This is a genomic window from Mesorhizobium sp. CNPSo 4661 (assembly GCF_057784215.1).
Map to the genome: position 1 here is coordinate 117770 of NZ_JBWGIO010000002.1, position 18270 is coordinate 136039.

Genomic DNA, 18270 nt, shown 5'->3' on the forward strand with positions numbered 1-18270 from the left:
CAGCAGAGGCCAGTGCAAGCGACGCGTCAGGGCGCGAAGCTGCGGCGCATATAGTGCAATTCCGGAAAAAACGCCAGCCCAAATGTCAAGCCGGCTTGTCGCAGGTCTTGCCGTGAAAACAAAGGGTTCAGCGGCTAAAGCGCGTCGCGCTGAACCGGATTCAGGCGACGCGCTTTAAGTCTTTGTTTTGATGCATGTCGTTGTCCCAGAACCGCTGCACACTTCCGGGCGACATGCATTAGAGCCACTTCTTCCATTTGAAGAAGAGGATCAGCCCGACAGCGACAACCGCCATGAACAGAATTGCCGCCGGATAACCGTAATAGGCTTTCAGCTCCGGCATGTTCCAGGGCGAGCTTCCCGGATCGAAATTCATCCCCCAGACGCCGACCAGAAAGGTCAGCGGCATGAAGATCACCGAGACGATCGTCAGATAGGAAATGACATCGTTGGTGCGGGCCTGGGTCAGCGAGACATGCATCTCGATCAGGCCGGTGAGCATGTCGCGCTGGTTCTCGACCAGCTCGATCAGGCGCAGCGAATGATCGAGCGTGTCGTTGAAGAAGATCTTGGTCTCCGCCTTCACGAAGGTCACGTCGTTGCGGATCAACGTCGCCAACGTATCACGCATCGGCCACAGCACGCCCTTCAGCACGCCGGCGTCGCGCCGCAATTCATGCAGCTGCCGCATCTGATCCTTGTGCGGCTTGTTCAGCATCTCGTCCTCGATGCCGTCGACCAATTCGCTCGCCGCCTCAATCGGCGGGAAATAGCTGTCGACGATGGCATCGATCAGCGCATAGGCGAGATAGTCGGCGCCGCGCGAGCGAAGGCGGTTGGGCATCGCGCTGGCGATGCGCTTGCGCACCGGATCGAACGGGTCGCCCTCGCGCTCCTGGAAGGTGACGACGAAATTGCCGCCGAAGAACAGCGCGATCTGCTCGTAGCGGTGCGAGGTGACATCGTCGATCATGCGCATAACGACGAAGGCATGATCCTCGAAGAAATCCACTTTGGGCCGCTGTCCGGTGTTGACGACATCCTCCAGCGCCAGCGGATGCAAATTGAAGATGCGGCCGATCTCCTCGATCAGCGGGATGTTGGCAAGCCCCGTGCAGTCCAGCCAGACGACGGGCCATTTCTCGCAATGGGCGTTGAGATCGTCGATCGAGGCATTGTCGATGGTCTTGTATTTTTGCGGCGAGATCAGTGTCAGCCGAAGCTCGCTGCGCCGCGCCGCCGGATCGGCGATAAGCGTGCCGGGCGACGCCCCGACCGGTGGCCTGCGGGTTTTCAGCGATGCCCGCTTCTTGCCTGCATCAGCCTTGGCCATGAGATATCCTCGGGACTCAGCGTTCGGCCGAGATTAGAGCAATTCCAAGAAAAGTGCGCAGCGGTTTTCCGTCCGGAATTGTGTAAATAACAACCACTTAAGCGCGTCGCGCTGAAACGGATTCAGTCGACGCGCTTCAAGTCTTTGTGTTGATGCATGTCGTTCTCCCAAACCGCTGCGCACTTTTGGGCGACATGCACCAGGGCGTTTCGACGTTTCACGGCGAAACGCCCTATCTCTTTGTTTTGACGCAATTCCGGGCGGAAAGTTACGGCGGAGGCGCCGAACCTGACCGCTCACATTTGTCCTGGAATTGCTCCAGACGGGATTCACCCGACAAAGACCCGCTTGGGCTTGAACATGCCCTGCTCGATGGCGCCGATGGCGACGAGCTTGCCGCGGGCGGTGGCGCAGGCCTCCTCAGCCTCGACCGGCGCATCGCGGCCGCGAATGATGACGGGATTGCCGAGCCGGATCTTCGTCGCCGCATCGTCGCTGACCGCAACCTGCGGCAGGCAGTCGAGCGCCGCCGCCGTTTCGACCAGCAGCGCGTCGATGGCGCTGAAATCGATCGGCGCCTCGGCTTCGTCCGTATTCGGCTCCTCCTTGTCGCCAAAGCGGGCCGCTTCCAGCTCGGCAACCGTGACGAAATCCTCCGGGGTGAACGGCTCGACCTCGACGCGGCGCAATTCGGCTATATGGCCGAAGCAACCGAGGTCGCGACCCATGTCGCGGGCCAGCGAGCGCACATAGGTGCCCTTGCCGCATTCGATCTCGAAGACGGTCTTGTCGGCACCGTGCTCGACGATGTCGAGGCGGCCGATCTCGATCTCGCGCGCCGGGATATCGACCGTCTCGCCTTCACGGGCAAGATCATAGGCACGCTCGCCGGCGATCTTGATGGCCGAAAATTGCGGCGGCGTCTGCATGATGACGCCGGTGTATTTCGGCAAGAGCGCCCTCACCTCCGCCTCGGCCGGGCGCCGGTCGGAGCTGTTGGTCACGGGGCCTTCGAGGTCGTCGGTCGAGCGCTCCTCGCCCCAGGCGACGGTGAAGCGGTAGACCTTGGCGCCGTCCTGCACATAAGGAACGGTCTTGGTCGCCTCGCCGAGCGCGATCGGCAGCATGCCGGAGGCCAACGGATCGAGCGTGCCGGCATGGCCGGCCTTCTCTGCCTGGAACAGCCATTTGATCTTGGAGACCGCTTCGGTCGAGCCCATGCCGACTGGCTTGTCCAGCACCACCCAACCGGAAACCGGCCGGCCCTTCTTCTTGCCGCGACGCGCCACCTATTCCTCGTCCTTGTCGTTGTTCTTGCCGTCGCCGAGATCGCGCGCGACTTCGGGCGATTTCAGCAGTTCGTTGATCTTCGCGAAATTGTCGAAGGACGTATCGAGCCGGAAGCGAAACTCCGGCATGTACTTCATCTGCCTGAGCGCGCCGGAAACACGGCCGCGGATGAACTTCGCATGCTTGTTGAGCGCCTCGACCACAGCGCCATCGTCGCCCGCGCCGAGCGGCGAGACGAAGGCGGTGGCGATCTTGAGGTCGGGCGACATGCGCACCTCGGAAACCGAAACGACGCAGTTCTCGATCACCGGATCGATGATCTCGCCGCGCTGCAAGGTCTCGGACAGAGCATGGCGCACCTGCTCGCCGACGCGCAGCATGCGCTGCGAAGGGCCTGATGTGGTCGAACGGGGCATTTTTTCTGGGTCCTGAAATCGTGAAGCGCGGGATGGGACCACGCCACATGTCTCAACATGCGTAAGGGGTCTGGGCGGCAGCCTTTCGGCCGCCGCCCGTTATTATCCGGCAAGTATAGCTGAATTAGAGCGTTCTGGTTACCATCTCGATGCGGAAGCACTCGATGACGTCGCCGACGCGCATGTCCTCGTAGTTCTGGAAGGCCATGCCGCACTCCTGGCCGCCCGGCACTTCCGCAACCTCGTCCTTGAAGCGCTTCAGCGTCTTCAGCGTGCCTTCGTGGATCACGACGTTGTCGCGGATCAGGCGCACGCCCGCGCCACGCTCGACCTTGCCTTCGGTGACACGGCAGCCGGCGATCTTGCCGACCTTCGAGATATCGAAGATCTCGAGGATCTCGGCATTGCCGATGAAGGTCTCGCGCCGCTCCGGCGAAAGCATGCCGGAAAGTGCCGCCTTCACGTCATCGACGAGATTGTAGATGATCGAGTAGTAGCGGATCTCGATACCGGCAGCGGCCGCGGCCGCACGCGCCTGCGCATTGGCGCGGACGTTGAAGCCGATGATCGCCGCTCCGGACGTCTCGGCGAGCGAAACGTCGCTTTCGGTGATGCCGCCGGCACCGGCATGGACGATGCGCGCACGCACCTCGTCATTGCCGAGCTTTTCAAGGGCGGCATTGATCGCCTCGATCGAACCCTGCACGTCGCCCTTGATGACCAGCGGGAATTCCTTCAGCCCGCTCGTCTGCAACTGCGACATCATCTGCTCAAGCGAGCCGCGCTGGCCGGCATGCCTGGCCACAGCCTTGTCGCGCGCCAGGCGCTGGCGGTATTCGGTGATCTCGCGGGCGCGCGCCTCGTTGTTGACGACGGCGAAACGGTCGCCGGCCTGCGGCGTGCCCTGGAGGCCAAGCACCTCGACCGGCATCGCCGGCGGCGCTTCCGGCACGTGCTCGCCGCGATCGTTGACGAGCGCGCGCACACGGCCCCACTCGTTGCCGGCGACGATGATGTCGCCCGGCATCAGCGTGCCGGTCTGCACCAGCACGGTGGCGACAGGCCCGCGTCCCTTGTCCAACTGCGCCTCGATGACCGCGCCTTCGGCGGTGCGATCGGGATTGGCCTTGAGGTCGAGGACTTCGGCCTGCAGCAGGATCGCTTCCAGCAGCTTGTCGAGATTGGTGCCCTTGGTCGCCGAAACCTCGACGTCCAGCACCTCACCGCCCATCGATTCCACGAACACTTCGTGGCGCAGCAGTTCGGTCCGCACCTTCTGCGGGTCGGCGTCACGCTTGTCGATCTTGTTGATGGCCACGATGATCGGCACGCCGGCCGCCTTGGCGTGACTTATCGATTCGATCGTCTGCGGCATCACGCTGTCGTCGGCTGCCACCACCAGCACGGCAATGTCGGTGACCTGCGCGCCACGGGCGCGCATGGCCGTGAAGGCGGCGTGGCCGGGCGTGTCGATGAAGGTGATCTTCTGACCGTTCTTCTCGATCTGGTAGGCACCGATATGCTGGGTGATGCCGCCGGCCTCGCCGGAGACGACATTGGCGTTGCGGATGGCGTCGAGCAGCGAGGTCTTGCCGTGATCGACATGGCCCATGATGGTCACGACCGGCGGACGCGACACAAGGTCTTCCGCGCGGTCGGCGATGTTGAACAGGCCTTCCTCGATGTCGGACTCGGCGACGCGGCGGACCGTGTGGCCGAATTCAGAGGCGACCAGCTCGGCCGTGTCGGCGTCGATGACGTCGCCCGGCTTCAGGATCTGGCCCTGCTTCATGAAGAACTTGACCACGTCCACGGCGCGCTCGGACATGCGCTGCGCCAGTTCCTGGATGGTGATGGTTTCGGGCAGGATCACTTCGCGCATGACTTTCTCGCGCGGCTCGTTATGCATCGCGCGTTTGAATTTTTCCTGGCGGCGACGCATCGACGACAGCGAGCGGGCGCGCGCGTCGTCATCCGACAGCGCCGAGTTCAGCGTCAGCTTGCCGCGGCGGCGATCTTCCTCGCCCTTGGTCGGCTTGGCCGGCCGCGCCACTTCCGGCGTCGCAAGACGGCGCGGCGGCGCACTCGCACCGGCACCGGTACCTGTACGCCGCGGCTTGGCCTCCTCCTCGTCGTCAGCCGTGGCGACATCCGCCGCCAGCGGCGCGCGGCGGCGAGCCTCTTCCTCGGCGCGCCGGCGGGCCTCGGCCTCCGTCTGCAGGCGTGCCTCCTCCTCGGCCTGACGGCGCGCGGATTCGTCACGCTCGCGCTTGCGGCGTTCTTCTTCCTCGGCGCGGCGCTTGGCATCTTCCTGAGCGCGCTGGCGATCCTCGGCCTCGCGGACCTTGGAACCTTCCAGCGCCTTGCGACGCGCTTCCATCTCGCCGCGCGAGAGTTCGTTCAGGACCATGCCGGAACGCTCCGGCGGCGGGGGCGGCGCCTTGGGCGCTTCCTGCACGACAGGCGCGGCGGCAACGGGGGCGGCAGCGGCGGGCTTCGGCGTGAAGACGGACGCAGCCACCGGCTCCGGCTTGTCGCCAGGCATCGAGAACTTGCGCTTCTTGATCTCGACCTGGACCTGCTTGGTGCGGCCATGCGAGAAATTCTGGCGCACGGTACCCTGCTCGGCACCGGGACGCTTCAGCGTCAAGGTCTTCTTCGGCGTCACGCTCAACGTCTTGTCGTCGCCCGATTTCGTATCGCTCATTCCATATCCTCTGCGGCATCATCTTCGTCAGCAACGGCCGCAAGCATTGCCAGATCGTTCGGGGTACCGCCCCGATATCGGTCGAGCGCAACAACGCGCTTCTCAACCGCCAGTCCCGCGTCCTGCGCGAGGACGGCAGCATGTATCACATTTGTACCCCCCAATGCCAAGCTCAACTCGGCCTCGGGGAAAAGTTTGTAGGCAAGGATGGCGGGGCCGCCGAGATGGACGGTTGCCCGCCGCGCCTGACTGATCTTGCGGACACCGTCGTCCGAAGCCTCGGTGGCGTGCAGCACCAGCAGCGCCTGACCGTCGCGCACCGCGCCCTCGACCTTGGCGGCGCCAAGAACGACGGCGCCGGCCTTGCGAGCAAGGCCAAGCATGCCCAGAGCGGATCTGGAGAGCAGCCCGTCGACCATGCCGCCGATATCGGCGGGAACGGTCACCTGCGCCTTGAAAGCACGGGCAAACAGGTTCTTGGCCGCTGCCTTCTCGATATGTAGGCGATCGGCGGTGACCCAGCAACCGCGGCCGGGCAGATTTCTCTTGATGTCCGGAACGACGGCCGAATCCGGGCCGACGACGAAGCGGATCAGCTCATCCGCTTCGGCCTGCCTGCGCGTAACGATGCAAGTGCGATCGTTCATCTCGTCCTGGGGCGGGTTGTGTGCGATGCGGTTTCACCTCACGCACCAACAGCTTCGTCAGCCGCGACTTGTTCGGCTGCAAGCTCGTCTTCGCTGATCCAGCCAGCCTTGAGGCGGGCTGCCAGAACCATCTGCTCGGCATCGGCGCGCGAGACGCCGTGACTGGCGAGCACGCCCGGATAGACCTTGGTCTCGCCGTCCTTGCGTTCCTTCCAGCCGGTCAGGTCGTCGGCGGCATAGCCGGCGAAGTCCTCGATCGTCTTCACGCCGTCCTCGCCGAGCGTCACCATCATGGCGGTGGTGACGCCGGGGATCTCGCGCAACTCGTCCTTGACGCCCAGCGCCTTGCGCTTTTCGTCATGCTCGGCCTCGATCTTCTCCAGATATTCGCGGGCGCGTGTCTGGATCTCCGAAGCGGTGTCCTCGTCGAAGCCGTCGATCGAGGAGATTTCGCCCGAGTCGACATAGGCGACTTCCTCGACGCTGGTGAAGCCTTCGGAGGCAAGCACCTGGCCGACCATCTCGTCGACGTCGAGGGCTTCCATGAACAGCGCCGAACGCTCCACGAATTCCTTCTGGCGACGCTCGCTCTCCTCCTGCTCGGTCAGGATGTCGATATCCCAACCGGTGAGCTGCGATGCCAGGCGCACATTCTGGCCGCGGCGGCCGATGGCCAGCGACAGCTGGTCGTCCGGCACCACCACTTCGATACGCTCGGCATCCTCGTCGAGCACCACCTTGGCGACTTCGGCCGGCTGCAGTGCGTTGACGATGAAGGAAGCAGCCGAGGGCGACCACGGAATGATGTCGATCTTCTCGCCCTGCAGCTCGCCGACAACCGCCTGGACACGGCTACCGCGCATGCCGACGCAGGCGCCGACCGGATCGATCGAGGAATCGCGCGAGATCACGGCGATCTTGGCGCGCGAGCCCGGATCGCGAGCTACCGACTTGATCTCGATGATGCCGTCATAGATTTCGGGCACTTCCATGGTGAAGAGCTTGGCCATGAACTGCGGATGCGTGCGCGACAGGAAGATTTGCGGGCCGCGCTGCTCGCGGCGCACGTCATAGACATAGGCCCGCACGCGGTCGCCATATTTGTAGTTCTCGCGCGGGATCAACTCGTCGCGGCGGATGATCGCCTCGCCACGGCCGAGATCGACGATGACATTGCCGTATTCGACGCGCTTGACGGTGCCGTTGACGATCTCGCCGATGCGATCCTTGTACTCGTCATACTGGCGATCGCGCTCGGCCTCGCGCACCTTCTGCACGATGACCTGCTTGGCCGACTGAGCGGCGATGCGGCCGAAATCCATGGGCGGCAGCTGCTCGGCGATGAAGTCGCCGAGCTGGGCGTCCGGGTTGCGCTCGCGCGCCGTGGAAAGCGCGATCTGCGTCGCGTAGTCATCGACCTTCTCGACCACTTCCATCAGCCGCTGCAGCTTCATCTCGCCGGTGTTCGGGTTGATGTCGGCGCGGATGTTGGTCTCCTGGCCGTAACGAGAGCGCGCCGCCTTCTGGATCGCATCTGCCATGGCGGCGATGACGATCGACTTGTCGATCGACTTTTCACGCGCGACCGCGTCGGCGATCTGCAGCAGTTCAAGCCTGTTGGCGCTTACAACCATTGTCTTTCTCCCGATTTCGCGCCGGGCATACGGCCCGGCTGCTCAATCAACTTTCCTGTTCGGTTTCGTTTTCCTCGCCGTCGGCGGCGTCTTCCGCTTCGCCGCGGCGCTTCCTGGCTTCCTTGCGCGCCCGGTTGTCCTTCGACAGGGCATCGCGGATGAGATCGTCGGTCAGCACCAGCCGGGCTTCGGCGATCGCGTCAAACGGCACGCGCACCGTCGGCTCCTCGCCATAGGCCGCCTTGTCGCGCTCGACAAGGATGCCGTCGGCATCCGCCTCGGCGATCTTGCCCTTGAAGCGCTTGCGGTCGCTGACAAGAACCGATGTCTCCAGCTTGACCAGATGGCCGGTCCAGGTGGTGAAATCCGACTTGCGCACCAGCGGCCGGTCGATGCCGGGCGACGATACTTCGAGATGATACGCCTTTTCGATCGGATCATCGACATCGAGCGCCGGCGACACCGCGCGGCTGACCTCTTCGCAATCCTCGACGGTCATGGTGCCGTCTTCGCGTTCGGCCATGATCTGCAGCGTCAGCCCGTTCTGACCGGTCAGCTGCACGCGCACGAGACGGAAGCCGATGGCCTTGAGCACCGGCTGCACGATCAGCGCAATGCGCGCATCGATGCCGCTTTCGCGGATGATACGGTCGTCGGCCTCGCTTGCCGCTGCAGTCATCAGATCCCTGTCGCTTTTTTGCGTTCCGGCCGGCGGGTAATAAAAAAGAGCGGGACCGGGTGGACCCACTCTTCGTCATACCGACCAAGAATTTGAGGCTGATATAGACGATTGGCGCCGGCGTTTCAAGCCTTCAGGCAAAGGCTCGCGGCGGTGTCTACAACTGGCGCGGCCATCGCTGGTCCGCATGCATCACGGTGAGTATCTCGATCTCGCCGCCGACAACGCGGTAGGGAATTATGTATGGGATATCAGCCAGGACCAGCTCTCGTGTCCCTTTCACCCGCCCGACGCGCCCCATGGCGGGTTGCTCGGCGAGATTGTCCGCAGAGGAAACGATACGGGCAATGACCCGTTCCGCGGCGGCTGGATTGTCCTTTTCGACGAATGCGCCAATCTGGTCGAGACGGCGCACGGCGCGTTGGGTCCAGCGGATCCGCTTCATCGTTCAGAAGCCGGCTTGACGTATTTCGCTATGACGCCTGCCAGATCCTTCTCACTCGCAAATTCTCCTCGATCGGCTTCGTCAAGGCCAGCCTCGATCTCGGCAAGTTGCCATTCTTCCCTCGCGACATAGTCTTCGATCGCTTGAGCCGCCACGTAGGAACGAGAGCGATCCACCTTTTCGGCCAGTTGGTCGAGCTTGGCCACAGTCTCATCAGGAAGCCGCACGGTGAAGGCGCTCATTATCCTGTCTCCATTCTGGTTCACTATGAATGTGCTAGAACCAAATTGGTTCGTCAAGAACCCGCTTGGGCTGCGTTGCGCGCCGCGCATGGCGGCCATGCAGCCCTTTGGCTAATCGACGTGTCGTCACCATTTATGCTGCAATGCAAAAAAAGGGACGCGCGCGGTGGCGCGCGAAGCTGATCATATGGACCGTGGATTGTTTTTCGTCATAGGCGATTTCTTCAACACATTCGGCAGCGCGGCAGCCGCGGCGCGGGCGCTCGAGGCTGGCCGCAAGCCGCGCCGCAGCGACCTGAAGAAGCCTGGCATCGATCCGGCCGCTTTCGACAGGATCGGCCGCTTCTAGCCTCACAATGGAAGCCCGACCGTCACCACTTCGCCAATGGCGGTGCCCTACCTTATCTCTGGGCCTCCGCCAGCGAGGCGGCGATTGCCGCGATCGAGCGAAATAAGATGAGCGGATCGCCCCTCGTCGGGAGAAACCCCCGGCGCTGCCAGAACTGCGCCGCTTCGGCGTCGACGGCATTGACCATCAACGCGCGCCCTCCGATCAGTTCCGCCGCCTGAGCGCAGCGCTGAAGGGCATGCTTTACCAGGCCTGTGCCGATGCCGCGCCCGGCCCAACCGGTATCGGTCGCAAGTTGGCCGAGGAGCAGGCACGGCACCGGGTCGGGCGGTTGCCCCGTGCGGATCGACCGGGGCAGGATCGACGGCACGACGGCCGTCGGCGCCAAACCATAGTATCCAACCACCCGGCCGGCTTCCTGGACAACGAGAACGGCCGTAAAGCCCTTCTCCTGATTGGAAAGTGCGCGGGTTTTCAGCCAGTGATCGAGCGCAGGCTTCCCACAGGAAAATCCGGACACGTCGTGAAGTGCCGTAAGCGGTTCGGGAGCCGATAAGGCCACCGGTCAGCGCTTCGTCGTGTAACCAGCTTCCCAGGGGGCGGGCCGCTTTGCCAGTTCCACCATGTCGGGAACGGGAGCGGCCGGAGCCGACAGGACCTCCATGAACTCCGCGAACCCTTCCGGGCTCATGCGGACAAGACGGTTGTCCATCAGCACATCCTCGGCCGCGCGCACGGCGGCGTCGCGCACGAAATCCGTGCGGGACCGGCCGCGCAAGGTTGCGGCACGATCGATCATCGCAACGTCCGCTTCCGGCAGGCGCATCGAGATCGGGTATTCCTTGCGTTCGACCGGGGCGGCCATAACTGTCTCCTTACCGGCAATGTAGCGGTCTGTAGCGCTATATGCAATACAGAGGGCCGCCCGATTACTTCCGGATAAAGGTCAGATAGGCAGGCCGCCGTCCCTCGCGGATGGCCTTGGCCTCGTAGCGCGTGCCGGGCCAGCCGTCATAGGGCCGGTGCCAGCCGGCGGCGTCTTCGGCCTGCCATGCGAAAGCGCCGTGATCGCGGCAGGCGAGCAGCGTCCAGTTCACATAGCTGTCGATGTCGGAGGCGAAGCGGAACCTGCCGCCCGCTTTCAGCACCCGGGCGAAGCGGGCGAGATTGGCGGCGCCGACGAAGCGCCGCTTCCAGTGCTTCTTCTTCGGCCATGGATCGGGATAGAGCAGATCGATGCCGTCGAGCGAGGCTGACGGCAGCCAGTCCAGAAGGCGCGTGGCGTCGTCGTCATAGACTCTCAGATTGGCGAGCGGCGTCTTGCCAAGCGCCGTCATCATCTTGGCCATGCCGTTGACGAAGGGCTCGACGCCGATGAAGCCGGTTGCCGGCGCTTCCGCCGCGCGATGCAGGAGATGCTCGCCGCCGCCGAAGCCGATTTCCAGCTGGAGCGTCGAAATCTGTGCCTTGAACAAGGTCCTGAGATCGGCCGGCGCCTGCGCCGTCAGGTCGAGCCGGTATTCGCGCAGGCCGCTTTCAAGGGCGATCGCCTGCTGCGGGCGTATAGTCTTGCCGTGCCGGCGACCGAAGAATCCTTCGGTCGCCCGGCTCGGCCTGTCCTTTGCGTCCGCTGGCGTCAGGCGGCGACGGCGTCCTTGAGCGCCTTGGCGAGATCGGTCTTCTCCCAGGAGAAGGAACCGTCGCGACCAGCCTTGCGGCCGAAATGACCGTAGGATGAGGTCTTTGCATAGATCGGCTTGTTGAGGTCGAGATGACGGCGGATGCCCGACGGCGACAGGTCCATCACCTTGCGCAGCGCATCCTCGAGCTTTGATTCGTCCACCTTGCCGGTGCCATGCAGGTCGACATAGACCGACAGCGGCTGAGCGACGCCGATGGCGTAGGAGAGCTGGATGGTGCAGCGGTCGGCAAGCTTGGCCGCCACCACGTTCTTGGCAAGGTAGCGCGCCGCATAGGCGGCCGAACGGTCGACCTTGGTGGTGTCCTTGCCCGAGAACGCGCCGCCGCCATGGGGTGCCGCGCCGCCATAGGTGTCGACGATGATCTTGCGGCCGGTAAGGCCGGCGTCGCCGTCAGGCCCACCGATGACGAATTTGCCGGTCGGGTTGATGTACCAGTTGCAGTCCTCGGCGATCTTCAACTCGCCAAGCGCCTCGCGGATATAGGGCTCGACCACCTTGCGGACCTTCTTGGAGTCCCAGCTCGCATCGAGATGCTGGGTGGAGAGCACGATCTGCGTGACTTCCGCCGCCTTGCCGTCGGCATAGCGCACGGTGACCTGGCTCTTGGCGTCCGGGCCGAGCTTGCCGGCCTCGCCATTGCCTTCGTGGCGCGCCGCCGCCAGCAATTCGAGAATCTTGTGGCTGTAATAGATCGGCGCCGGCATCAGGTCGGGCGTCTCGCGGCAGGCGTAGCCGAACATGATGCCCTGGTCGCCCGCGCCTTCCTCGCCCTGGCGGTCGGCGGCGTTGTCGACGCCCTGGCCGATGTCGGGAGACTGACCATGCAGCAGCACGTCGATCTTGGCGGTCTTCCAGTGGAAGCCGGACTGCTCGTAGCCGATCTCGCGGATCGCCTTGCGGGCAACCGATTTGAACTTGGCCGGGTTGACCACGGGGTGGCCGGATGCGTCCTTGAGGACGTTGCCGGCCTTGTCTTTCTTCAAGAGCGTGTCCGGGACGCGGACCTCGCCGGCGATGACGACGCGGTTGGTGGTGGCCAGCGTTTCGCAGGCAACGCGCACCTTCCACGGATCCATGCCCGTCTTCTTGGCTTCGCGATAGACCAGATCGACGATCTCGTCGGAGATACGGTCACAGACTTTGTCGGGATGACCCTCGGAGACGGATTCCGAGGTAAAGAGATAATTCTGCCGCGTCACGGGTGTCCCCTCTTGAAAAAAGATCGGCAGGGCTGCCGATTTTGGCGCGCCACGTGTTAGCGGTGCCGGGCGCCGCTCGTCAAGCGGCGCGACGGATCTGGCATGAATGTAGGCAAGGTCGGCTATGCCACCGGCGGCATGACACCGCCGACGGCATAAGGCAAATCAATCGGCGTCCTCGGCGGAGAGCGCCTTGACCAGATCGATGATCCGGCGGCGCACCTTGACGTCGCCGATCTTGACGAAAGCCCGGTTGAGCTGAAGCCCTTCGGGACTGCCGCAGAATTCGATGGCGAACGCCATCGAGGAGTCTTCGGCAAATCCTCGATTGCCGCCAGCAGGCTCCTCGCCCGGGGCATCCTCGAAGAAGAAGGCGACCGGAACGCTCAGGATGGAGGCGATCGCCTGCAAACGGCTGGCGCCAACCCTGTTCGTGCCCTTCTCGTACTTCTGGATCTGCTGAAAGGTGATGCCGAGATTTTCACCCAGCTTTTCCTGGCTCATTCCAAGCATATTGCGACGCAGCCGAATGCGACTCCCGACATGGATGTCGATCGGATTCGGCTTCTTCTTGTTCTCTTCTGTCATTTTTTCCTCGCCGAATTTTTCCGGCTTTTTCTATTTTGTTCCGCCCATATGAAGCCGGAGCCACCTGCCCCAACAGAACCCTCCAACCGACTTCGAGAAAATTTTAGGCGTTACAGTATGAGTTTCTAATGTGCCGACTGTCAATTCACCCGTAGCCGCTGCCTTACATTCAGTGTGAAGGCAATCAGCGCAAACAGCAACATGATCAGCAATCCGTTAATGCGCCGCTGTTCGGCGGACAGGAGAGCGCGCCCAGAAACCGGCACATGCGCGTCGATGGCGCCGCGCGCGTCGACGGCAAGCGCATCGACAATGCGCCCGCGCGAATCGACGACGGCGGAGATGCCATTGTTGGCGGCGCGCAGCAGCGGCAATCCATTCTCCACCGCACGGACCTGCGCCTGCCTGAAGTGCTGATACGGGCCTGGCGTGTCGCCAAACCAGGCGTCGTTGGTGACGTTCACAATTACGTCAGATGACGCAGAGTCGGCGGCGACGAGATCGGGAAAGATCACCTCGTAGCAGATGAACGGAGCGGCACGCAGGCCGCCCGGCACGGCGATCGGATGGCGCTCGTTGCCGGCGGCGAAATTCATCGGTCCGGCGACGAGCTGGCCTATGCCGAAGCGTTCGAACAGGTCGGCGAAGGGCAGATATTCGCCGAAGGGCACCAGATGCACCTTGTCGACGGCATCGACGATCTCGCCCTTGTCGTTGATCGCCACCACGGAATTGTAATAGCGGCTGCCGGCGCTCGCAGATCCGCCCTCCTCGCGCACGACACCGGCAATCAGCATCTGGCCGTCGGCCAGCAAGTCGCCCAGCGCCGTCAGCGCGTCCGGGCGCTCGGTGAAGAGGAACGGCACCGATGTCTCCGGCCACAGGATGAGCTGGGGCTTGGCGTGACTTTCTTCGGGTGCTTTCCCCGATATCCCCAGCAACGTTGCGAAGATGCGGTCGCGCACCGAGGCGTCCCACTTTTCGCTGAGGTCGACCGCGGGCTGGACGATGCGGACGTCGAGGGAGCGTGTCGCCGGCTCGTCCGGCATGGCGAGCCTGAAATAGCCGAAGCCGACATGGGCGGCGACGAGGATGACGAACAGGGCAACGCCCAGCCTCAGATGCCGGCGCGCCACGACCAGCGCGGGCAGCGAAAACAAGAAGACCGCGAGCGCGTTCATGCCGATCATTCCGGTCACCGACACGCTCTGCATCAGGAGCGGCACGGGCATCGCGGCATAGCCGACGGCGTTCCAGGGAAAGCCGGTGAAGAGGAAGTCGCGCAGCCATTCGGCAAGGCCGAACCCGAAGGCAAGGGCGGCGATGCGGCCGATATCGCTGCTCCAGAACAGCCGCGCCACCACGGTGGCAAAACCGTAGAAGAAGGCCAGCGCGAAGGGGATGCCGACAACGGCGAAGGGCAAGGCCCAGGCGAAGTTGTCGGCCTCGACCAGCAAGGCCTGGCCGATCCACCAGAGGCCGGCGAGAAAGTAGCCGAAGCCGAACCACCAGCCGGTTGCGAAAGCCGGTCTCAGACGCCGGAACCAGCCATCGGAAGCCTCACCGGTGGCGCCGTCGAGCAGCCAGACCAGGACCGGGAACGAAACGAAGCAGACGGCGAAGAAATCGTAAGGCGCCTGGGCAAGCACCGCCAGCGCTCCGGCGGCGAACGCCACCAGCGCCCGCCGCCACCCCCAAAGCAGAATTATCCGGCCGGCAAAGCGCTGCATCCAGCTTCCCAAGTCGCGCGAATCAGGGAGCTAGAGGTTTAACAGGCCGCGCCGCCCGATCCAAACGCGGATAAGCGCGGCCTGATACACGATGGCGCTATCTATGCCAGCCCTCGATGCGCAGCCCGCTCAGTCGCTCGGCTTCGTCCTTCAGGACAACGCGCATGGTGCGGGTGAATGTCCAGACATGGCCTTCGGGGTCACGCGCGCGATATTGGCGCTCGCCGTAGAAATGATCGGCGGGCTCCTCGACGATCTCCGCGCCTGCCGCGCGCGCCTTCTCGCAATGCGCGTCGATATCCTGCTGCAGACGCACATAGACGGCCTGCGTGTTCTTGCCGCCGACGGAGGCCGGGCTGGCGATATGCTCATCCCATTCTGAATCGACGATGATGTAGCCGTCGCCAAAACGCATTTCGGCATGCACGAGCCGGCCGTCGGCGTCGCTCACCAGCATGCTCGGCTCGAAGCCGAAGGCCGCCTGCAGCCAGCTCAATGCCGCGCGCGGATCCTTATAGAAAACACCCGAACCCAGAACCGCGTGCTTGAACGGATCGTCGATCACCATGCGGCCTCAAGTCTTTGTCTCTGCGCAATTCCGGACGGAAGGGCTACGGCGAAGGCGCCGAGCTTAACCGCCAGGCACTTTTCCCGGAATTGCTCCGGGATATCAGGCCTGTTCGGTGCGCGCGGCGCGGCGGCGACGCTCGCCCTTCTGGCTCTGCACGATGCGTACGCGCTTGACGCGGCGCGGGTCGGCGTCGAGCACATGGAACTCGAAGCCGGGGATAGCCTGCACGACTTCGCCCCTGGCCGGGACACGTCCCAGCGTGTTGAAGATCATGCCGCCGATCGTGTCGACATATTCGCCATGCTCGCCGGCGGCGAAATCCTCGCCGATCATCTTGGCGACCTCGTCGATCTCGGCCTTGCCGTCGACGACGAAGACGCCGTCGCCGGTCTGCGTGATCATCGGCTCATCGTCGTCATGCTCGTCCTCGATGTCGCCGACCACCATCTCGACGATGTCTTCCAGCGAGGCGAGGCCGTCGGTGCCGCCATATTCGTCGATGACCAGCGCCATCTGCGTGCGCGTCGTCTGCATGCGGCCCATCAGGTCGGAGGCCAGCATCGAGGGCGGCACGAACAGCACCTCGCGGATAAGATTGAGATCGCCGATGGTGCGCGCGAGATCGACCTGGGCGAGGTCGAGCGCCGTCGTCACCGGCGCCTTCGCCCTGGTGCGGCCCTTCTTGACACGGGCGAGCTTGGTGATGTGGGCGAGCACGTCGCGGATGTGGACCATGCCGCGCGGATCGTCCAACGTCTCGGAATAGACGGGCATGCGCGAATGGCCGGATTGCTCGAAAAGGCCGAGCAGGTCGCCAAGCGTGGTGTTGATCTCGACCGCCTCGATATCGGCGCGCGGCACCATGACATCCTCGACCCGCACTTCGCGAAGGCGAAGGATGTTGTTGAGCATGGCGCGTTCGCCGGGCGAGAAAGATTCGGCATCGGTTGCCGTTTCGGCCAGCGCGCCCGCGATTTCCTCACGCAGGCTGGTGCCGTTGCGGTGCCGGAACAGGCCGAGCACGCGGTCGACAAGGGAAGGACCGGCATGCGGCTCAGCGGCCGCGCTGCCGGTCGGACTACTCGGACTCGAGCCCTCTTCCGTCTTTTCGGAAGGCTTGGCAGCACTGCCGGCGTCCAGACGGGCGGCAGTTTCTGGTGTGTCGTTCATCGCCATCGGGTCAATTGAGCTTTTTTGTTACGCGTAGGGATCGGGAATGGCAAGCCTCGCAAGCGCCGCGCGCTCGATCGCTTCCATCTCCTCCGCCTCGGCGTCGGTCTCGTGATCATGGCCCAGAAGATGCAGCAGGCCATGGATAACGAGATGGGTGATATGGTTCGCAATCGGCTTGTCTTCCAGAGCGGCCTCACGCGCCACCGTCTCGGAAGCCAGCACGATGTCGCCCAGCATCGGCGGCAGCGGACCGCCTTTCGGAAAGGAAAAAGCCGGGAAAGACAAGACGTTGGTGGGCTTGTCCTTGCCGCGCCATCCGGCATTGAGCGTTTGGATATGGGCATCGTCGGAAAAGACGACGCTGAGCTCGGAGGCGCCGCTCAAGCCGGTCTCGGCAAAGGCGGCCGCAACGGCGCGATCGACGAGGCGTGTCAATTCGGCTTCCGCGGGCCACGCGCCGGCCTCGACGAAAATATCGATATCGACCGGGATACCGGCAGAGGATTTGGTGTCTTCAGCCATGCGGCCTTTGATCAGCTTTCGGCGCCGAGGCCCCGCGCCAGCTTGCCGTCGCGGTCGTAGGCCTTGACGATCTCGGCGACCAGCGGATGGCGCACCACGTCGCCCTCGTTGAAGCGGACGGTAACGATGCCGGGGACACCGTCGAGGACACGCAGCGCCTCGACAAGTCCCGACTTGGTGTTGGGCGGAAGGTCGATCTGGGTCGGATCGCCGGTGACGATCATGCGCGAGTTCTCGCCGAGACGGGTCAGGAACATCTTCATCTGCATCGGCGTGGTGTTCTGCGCCTCGTCGAGGATCACCGCCGCATGCGCCAGCGTACGGCCGCGCATGAAGGCCAGCGGCGCGATCTCGATCACCTCGGCGGCGATCGCCCGCTCGACCTTGTCCGCCGGCATCATGTCGTAGAGCGCGTCGTAGAGGGGCCGCAGATACGGATCGACCTTCTCCTTCATGTCGCCGGGCAGGAAACCCAGCCGCTCGCCGGCCTCGACGGCCGGGCGCGAAAGGATGATGCGCTCGACCATGCCGCGCTCCAAGAGCATCGCGGCATGCGCGACCGCCAGATAGGTCTTGCCTGTACCGGCAGGCCCGATGCCGAAGACCATTTCGGAGCGCTCCAGTGCCCGCATATAGGCGTCCTGGTTGAGCGAGCGGGCATAGATCGTCTTCTTGCGCGTCGCGATCTGGGCTGCCGATACCTTGCCTTTGCGCTCCATCGTCGGCAGCGTCAGCTGATCGTCGGCGGCAATCGCCATGCGCACGGCGCCGTCGACGTCCGACTGGCCGATGTCGACGCCCTTCTGCAGGATGCCATAGAGCGTATCCAGCGCGCGGCGCGCCTGCTCGGCTGCGGCCGCCGAGCCCTTGATCGTAAGCTGATTGCCGCGCGAGCGGATGTCGACGCCGAGCTTCTGCTCAAGCCGGGCCAAATTCTCATCGAACTGACCGTAAAGGGCGCTGGCGAGCTTGTTGTTGTCGAAGGTCAGTACGATGTGCGCCATGTCGGAAGCCCCGGACGCCTGGTTCTGGGGCAGATTCT

At 63.8% G+C, this 18270-nt stretch carries 20 protein-coding genes; 1 reads left to right on the top strand and 19 read right to left on the bottom strand.

The window, feature by feature from the left end:
- Positions 1 to 238: 238 nt before the first annotated feature.
- The 9 genes from corA to AC0YKC_RS02625 form a co-directional block, all read right to left on the bottom strand.
- A complete protein-coding gene (corA, locus tag AC0YKC_RS02585) occupies positions 239 to 1333 on the bottom strand; it encodes a magnesium/cobalt transporter CorA (protein WP_320297737.1) in 1095 nt (364 codons plus the stop codon).
- A gap of 329 nt (positions 1334 to 1662) precedes the next feature.
- Complete coding sequence (truB, locus tag AC0YKC_RS02590; RefSeq protein ID WP_434725140.1) at positions 1663 to 2622, bottom strand: tRNA pseudouridine(55) synthase TruB; 960 nt, start codon at positions 2620 to 2622, stop codon at positions 1663 to 1665.
- Positions 2623 to 3039 carry a 30S ribosome-binding factor RbfA gene (gene rbfA, locus AC0YKC_RS02595; RefSeq protein ID WP_320297739.1) on the bottom strand — a complete coding sequence of 139 codons (417 nt, stop codon included), beginning with the start codon at positions 3037 to 3039 and terminating at the stop codon, positions 2623 to 2625.
- A gap of 124 nt (positions 3040 to 3163) precedes the next feature.
- On the bottom strand, positions 3164 to 5746 hold the full coding sequence (gene infB, locus AC0YKC_RS02600; protein ID WP_488509788.1) for a translation initiation factor IF-2: 2583 nt from the start codon (positions 5744 to 5746) through the stop codon (positions 3164 to 3166).
- A complete protein-coding gene (locus AC0YKC_RS02605) occupies positions 5743 to 6393 on the bottom strand; it encodes an RNA-binding protein (protein WP_320297741.1) in 651 nt (216 codons plus the stop codon). Before AC0YKC_RS02605 ends, infB begins: the two co-directional genes overlap by 4 nt.
- Before the next feature lie 38 nt (positions 6394 to 6431).
- Complete coding sequence (gene nusA, locus AC0YKC_RS02610) at positions 6432 to 8027, bottom strand: transcription termination factor NusA (protein WP_320297742.1); 1596 nt, start codon at positions 8025 to 8027, stop codon at positions 6432 to 6434.
- A gap of 46 nt (positions 8028 to 8073) precedes the next feature.
- Complete coding sequence (rimP, locus tag AC0YKC_RS02615) at positions 8074 to 8706, bottom strand: ribosome maturation factor RimP (protein WP_320297743.1); 633 nt, start codon at positions 8704 to 8706, stop codon at positions 8074 to 8076.
- Positions 8707 to 8863: 157 nt separating this feature from the next.
- On the bottom strand, positions 8864 to 9151 hold the full coding sequence (locus AC0YKC_RS02620) for a type II toxin-antitoxin system RelE/ParE family toxin (RefSeq protein ID WP_488509796.1): 288 nt from the start codon (positions 9149 to 9151) through the stop codon (positions 8864 to 8866).
- Positions 9148 to 9396 carry a CopG family ribbon-helix-helix protein gene (locus AC0YKC_RS02625; RefSeq protein WP_224666574.1) on the bottom strand — a complete coding sequence of 83 codons (249 nt, stop codon included), beginning with the start codon at positions 9394 to 9396 and terminating at the stop codon, positions 9148 to 9150. The genes AC0YKC_RS02620 and AC0YKC_RS02625 overlap by 4 nt, the downstream gene beginning before the upstream one ends.
- A 196-nt stretch (positions 9397 to 9592) precedes the next feature.
- Here AC0YKC_RS02625 and AC0YKC_RS02630 point away from each other — a divergent pair, with 196 nt between their 5' ends.
- The gene (locus tag AC0YKC_RS02630) at positions 9593 to 9742 is read left to right on the top strand and encodes a hypothetical protein (RefSeq protein WP_488509800.1); all 150 of its coding nucleotides are present in this window, start codon (positions 9593 to 9595) and stop codon (positions 9740 to 9742) included.
- Positions 9743 to 9794: 52 nt separating this feature from the next.
- Here the strand turns inward: AC0YKC_RS02630 and AC0YKC_RS02635 are convergent, their stop codons facing one another.
- The 10 genes from AC0YKC_RS02635 to AC0YKC_RS02680 form a co-directional block, all read right to left on the bottom strand.
- Entirely contained in the window at positions 9795 to 10262 is a 468-nt protein-coding gene (locus AC0YKC_RS02635) for a GNAT family N-acetyltransferase (RefSeq protein ID WP_488509802.1), read from the bottom strand.
- A 45-nt stretch (positions 10263 to 10307) separates the two neighbouring features.
- Positions 10308 to 10607 (bottom strand): type II toxin-antitoxin system TacA family antitoxin, encoded by a 300-nt coding sequence (locus AC0YKC_RS02640; protein ID WP_320297746.1) that lies wholly within the window; start codon positions 10605 to 10607, stop codon positions 10308 to 10310.
- Positions 10608 to 10671: 64 nt separating this feature from the next.
- Positions 10672 to 11382, bottom strand: coding sequence for a tRNA (guanine(46)-N(7))-methyltransferase TrmB (gene trmB, locus AC0YKC_RS02645; RefSeq protein ID WP_320297808.1), 711 nt, complete (start codon positions 11380 to 11382; stop codon positions 10672 to 10674).
- A complete protein-coding gene (metK, locus tag AC0YKC_RS02650) occupies positions 11379 to 12644 on the bottom strand; it encodes a methionine adenosyltransferase (RefSeq protein WP_320297747.1) in 1266 nt (421 codons plus the stop codon). The genes trmB and metK overlap by 4 nt, the downstream gene beginning before the upstream one ends.
- Before the next feature lie 165 nt (positions 12645 to 12809).
- On the bottom strand, positions 12810 to 13232 hold the full coding sequence (locus tag AC0YKC_RS02655; protein ID WP_320297748.1) for a helix-turn-helix domain-containing protein: 423 nt from the start codon (positions 13230 to 13232) through the stop codon (positions 12810 to 12812).
- A gap of 140 nt (positions 13233 to 13372) precedes the next feature.
- Entirely contained in the window at positions 13373 to 14962 is a 1590-nt protein-coding gene (lnt, locus tag AC0YKC_RS02660) for an apolipoprotein N-acyltransferase (RefSeq protein WP_488509805.1), read from the bottom strand.
- Between the two features lie 97 nt (positions 14963 to 15059).
- The gene (locus AC0YKC_RS02665) at positions 15060 to 15530 is read right to left on the bottom strand and encodes a VOC family protein (RefSeq protein WP_488509807.1); all 471 of its coding nucleotides are present in this window, start codon (positions 15528 to 15530) and stop codon (positions 15060 to 15062) included.
- A 102-nt stretch (positions 15531 to 15632) separates the two neighbouring features.
- Positions 15633 to 16703: a hemolysin family protein gene (locus tag AC0YKC_RS02670; protein WP_488509809.1), complete on the bottom strand. Its 1071-nt coding sequence runs from the start codon at positions 16701 to 16703 to the stop codon at positions 15633 to 15635.
- A 27-nt stretch (positions 16704 to 16730) separates the two neighbouring features.
- Complete coding sequence (gene ybeY / locus AC0YKC_RS02675; RefSeq protein WP_488509811.1) at positions 16731 to 17228, bottom strand: rRNA maturation RNase YbeY; 498 nt, start codon at positions 17226 to 17228, stop codon at positions 16731 to 16733.
- An 11-nt stretch (positions 17229 to 17239) separates the two neighbouring features.
- Positions 17240 to 18232: a PhoH family protein gene (locus AC0YKC_RS02680; protein ID WP_226892268.1), complete on the bottom strand. Its 993-nt coding sequence runs from the start codon at positions 18230 to 18232 to the stop codon at positions 17240 to 17242.
- Between the last annotated feature and the right edge of the window lie 38 nt (positions 18233 to 18270).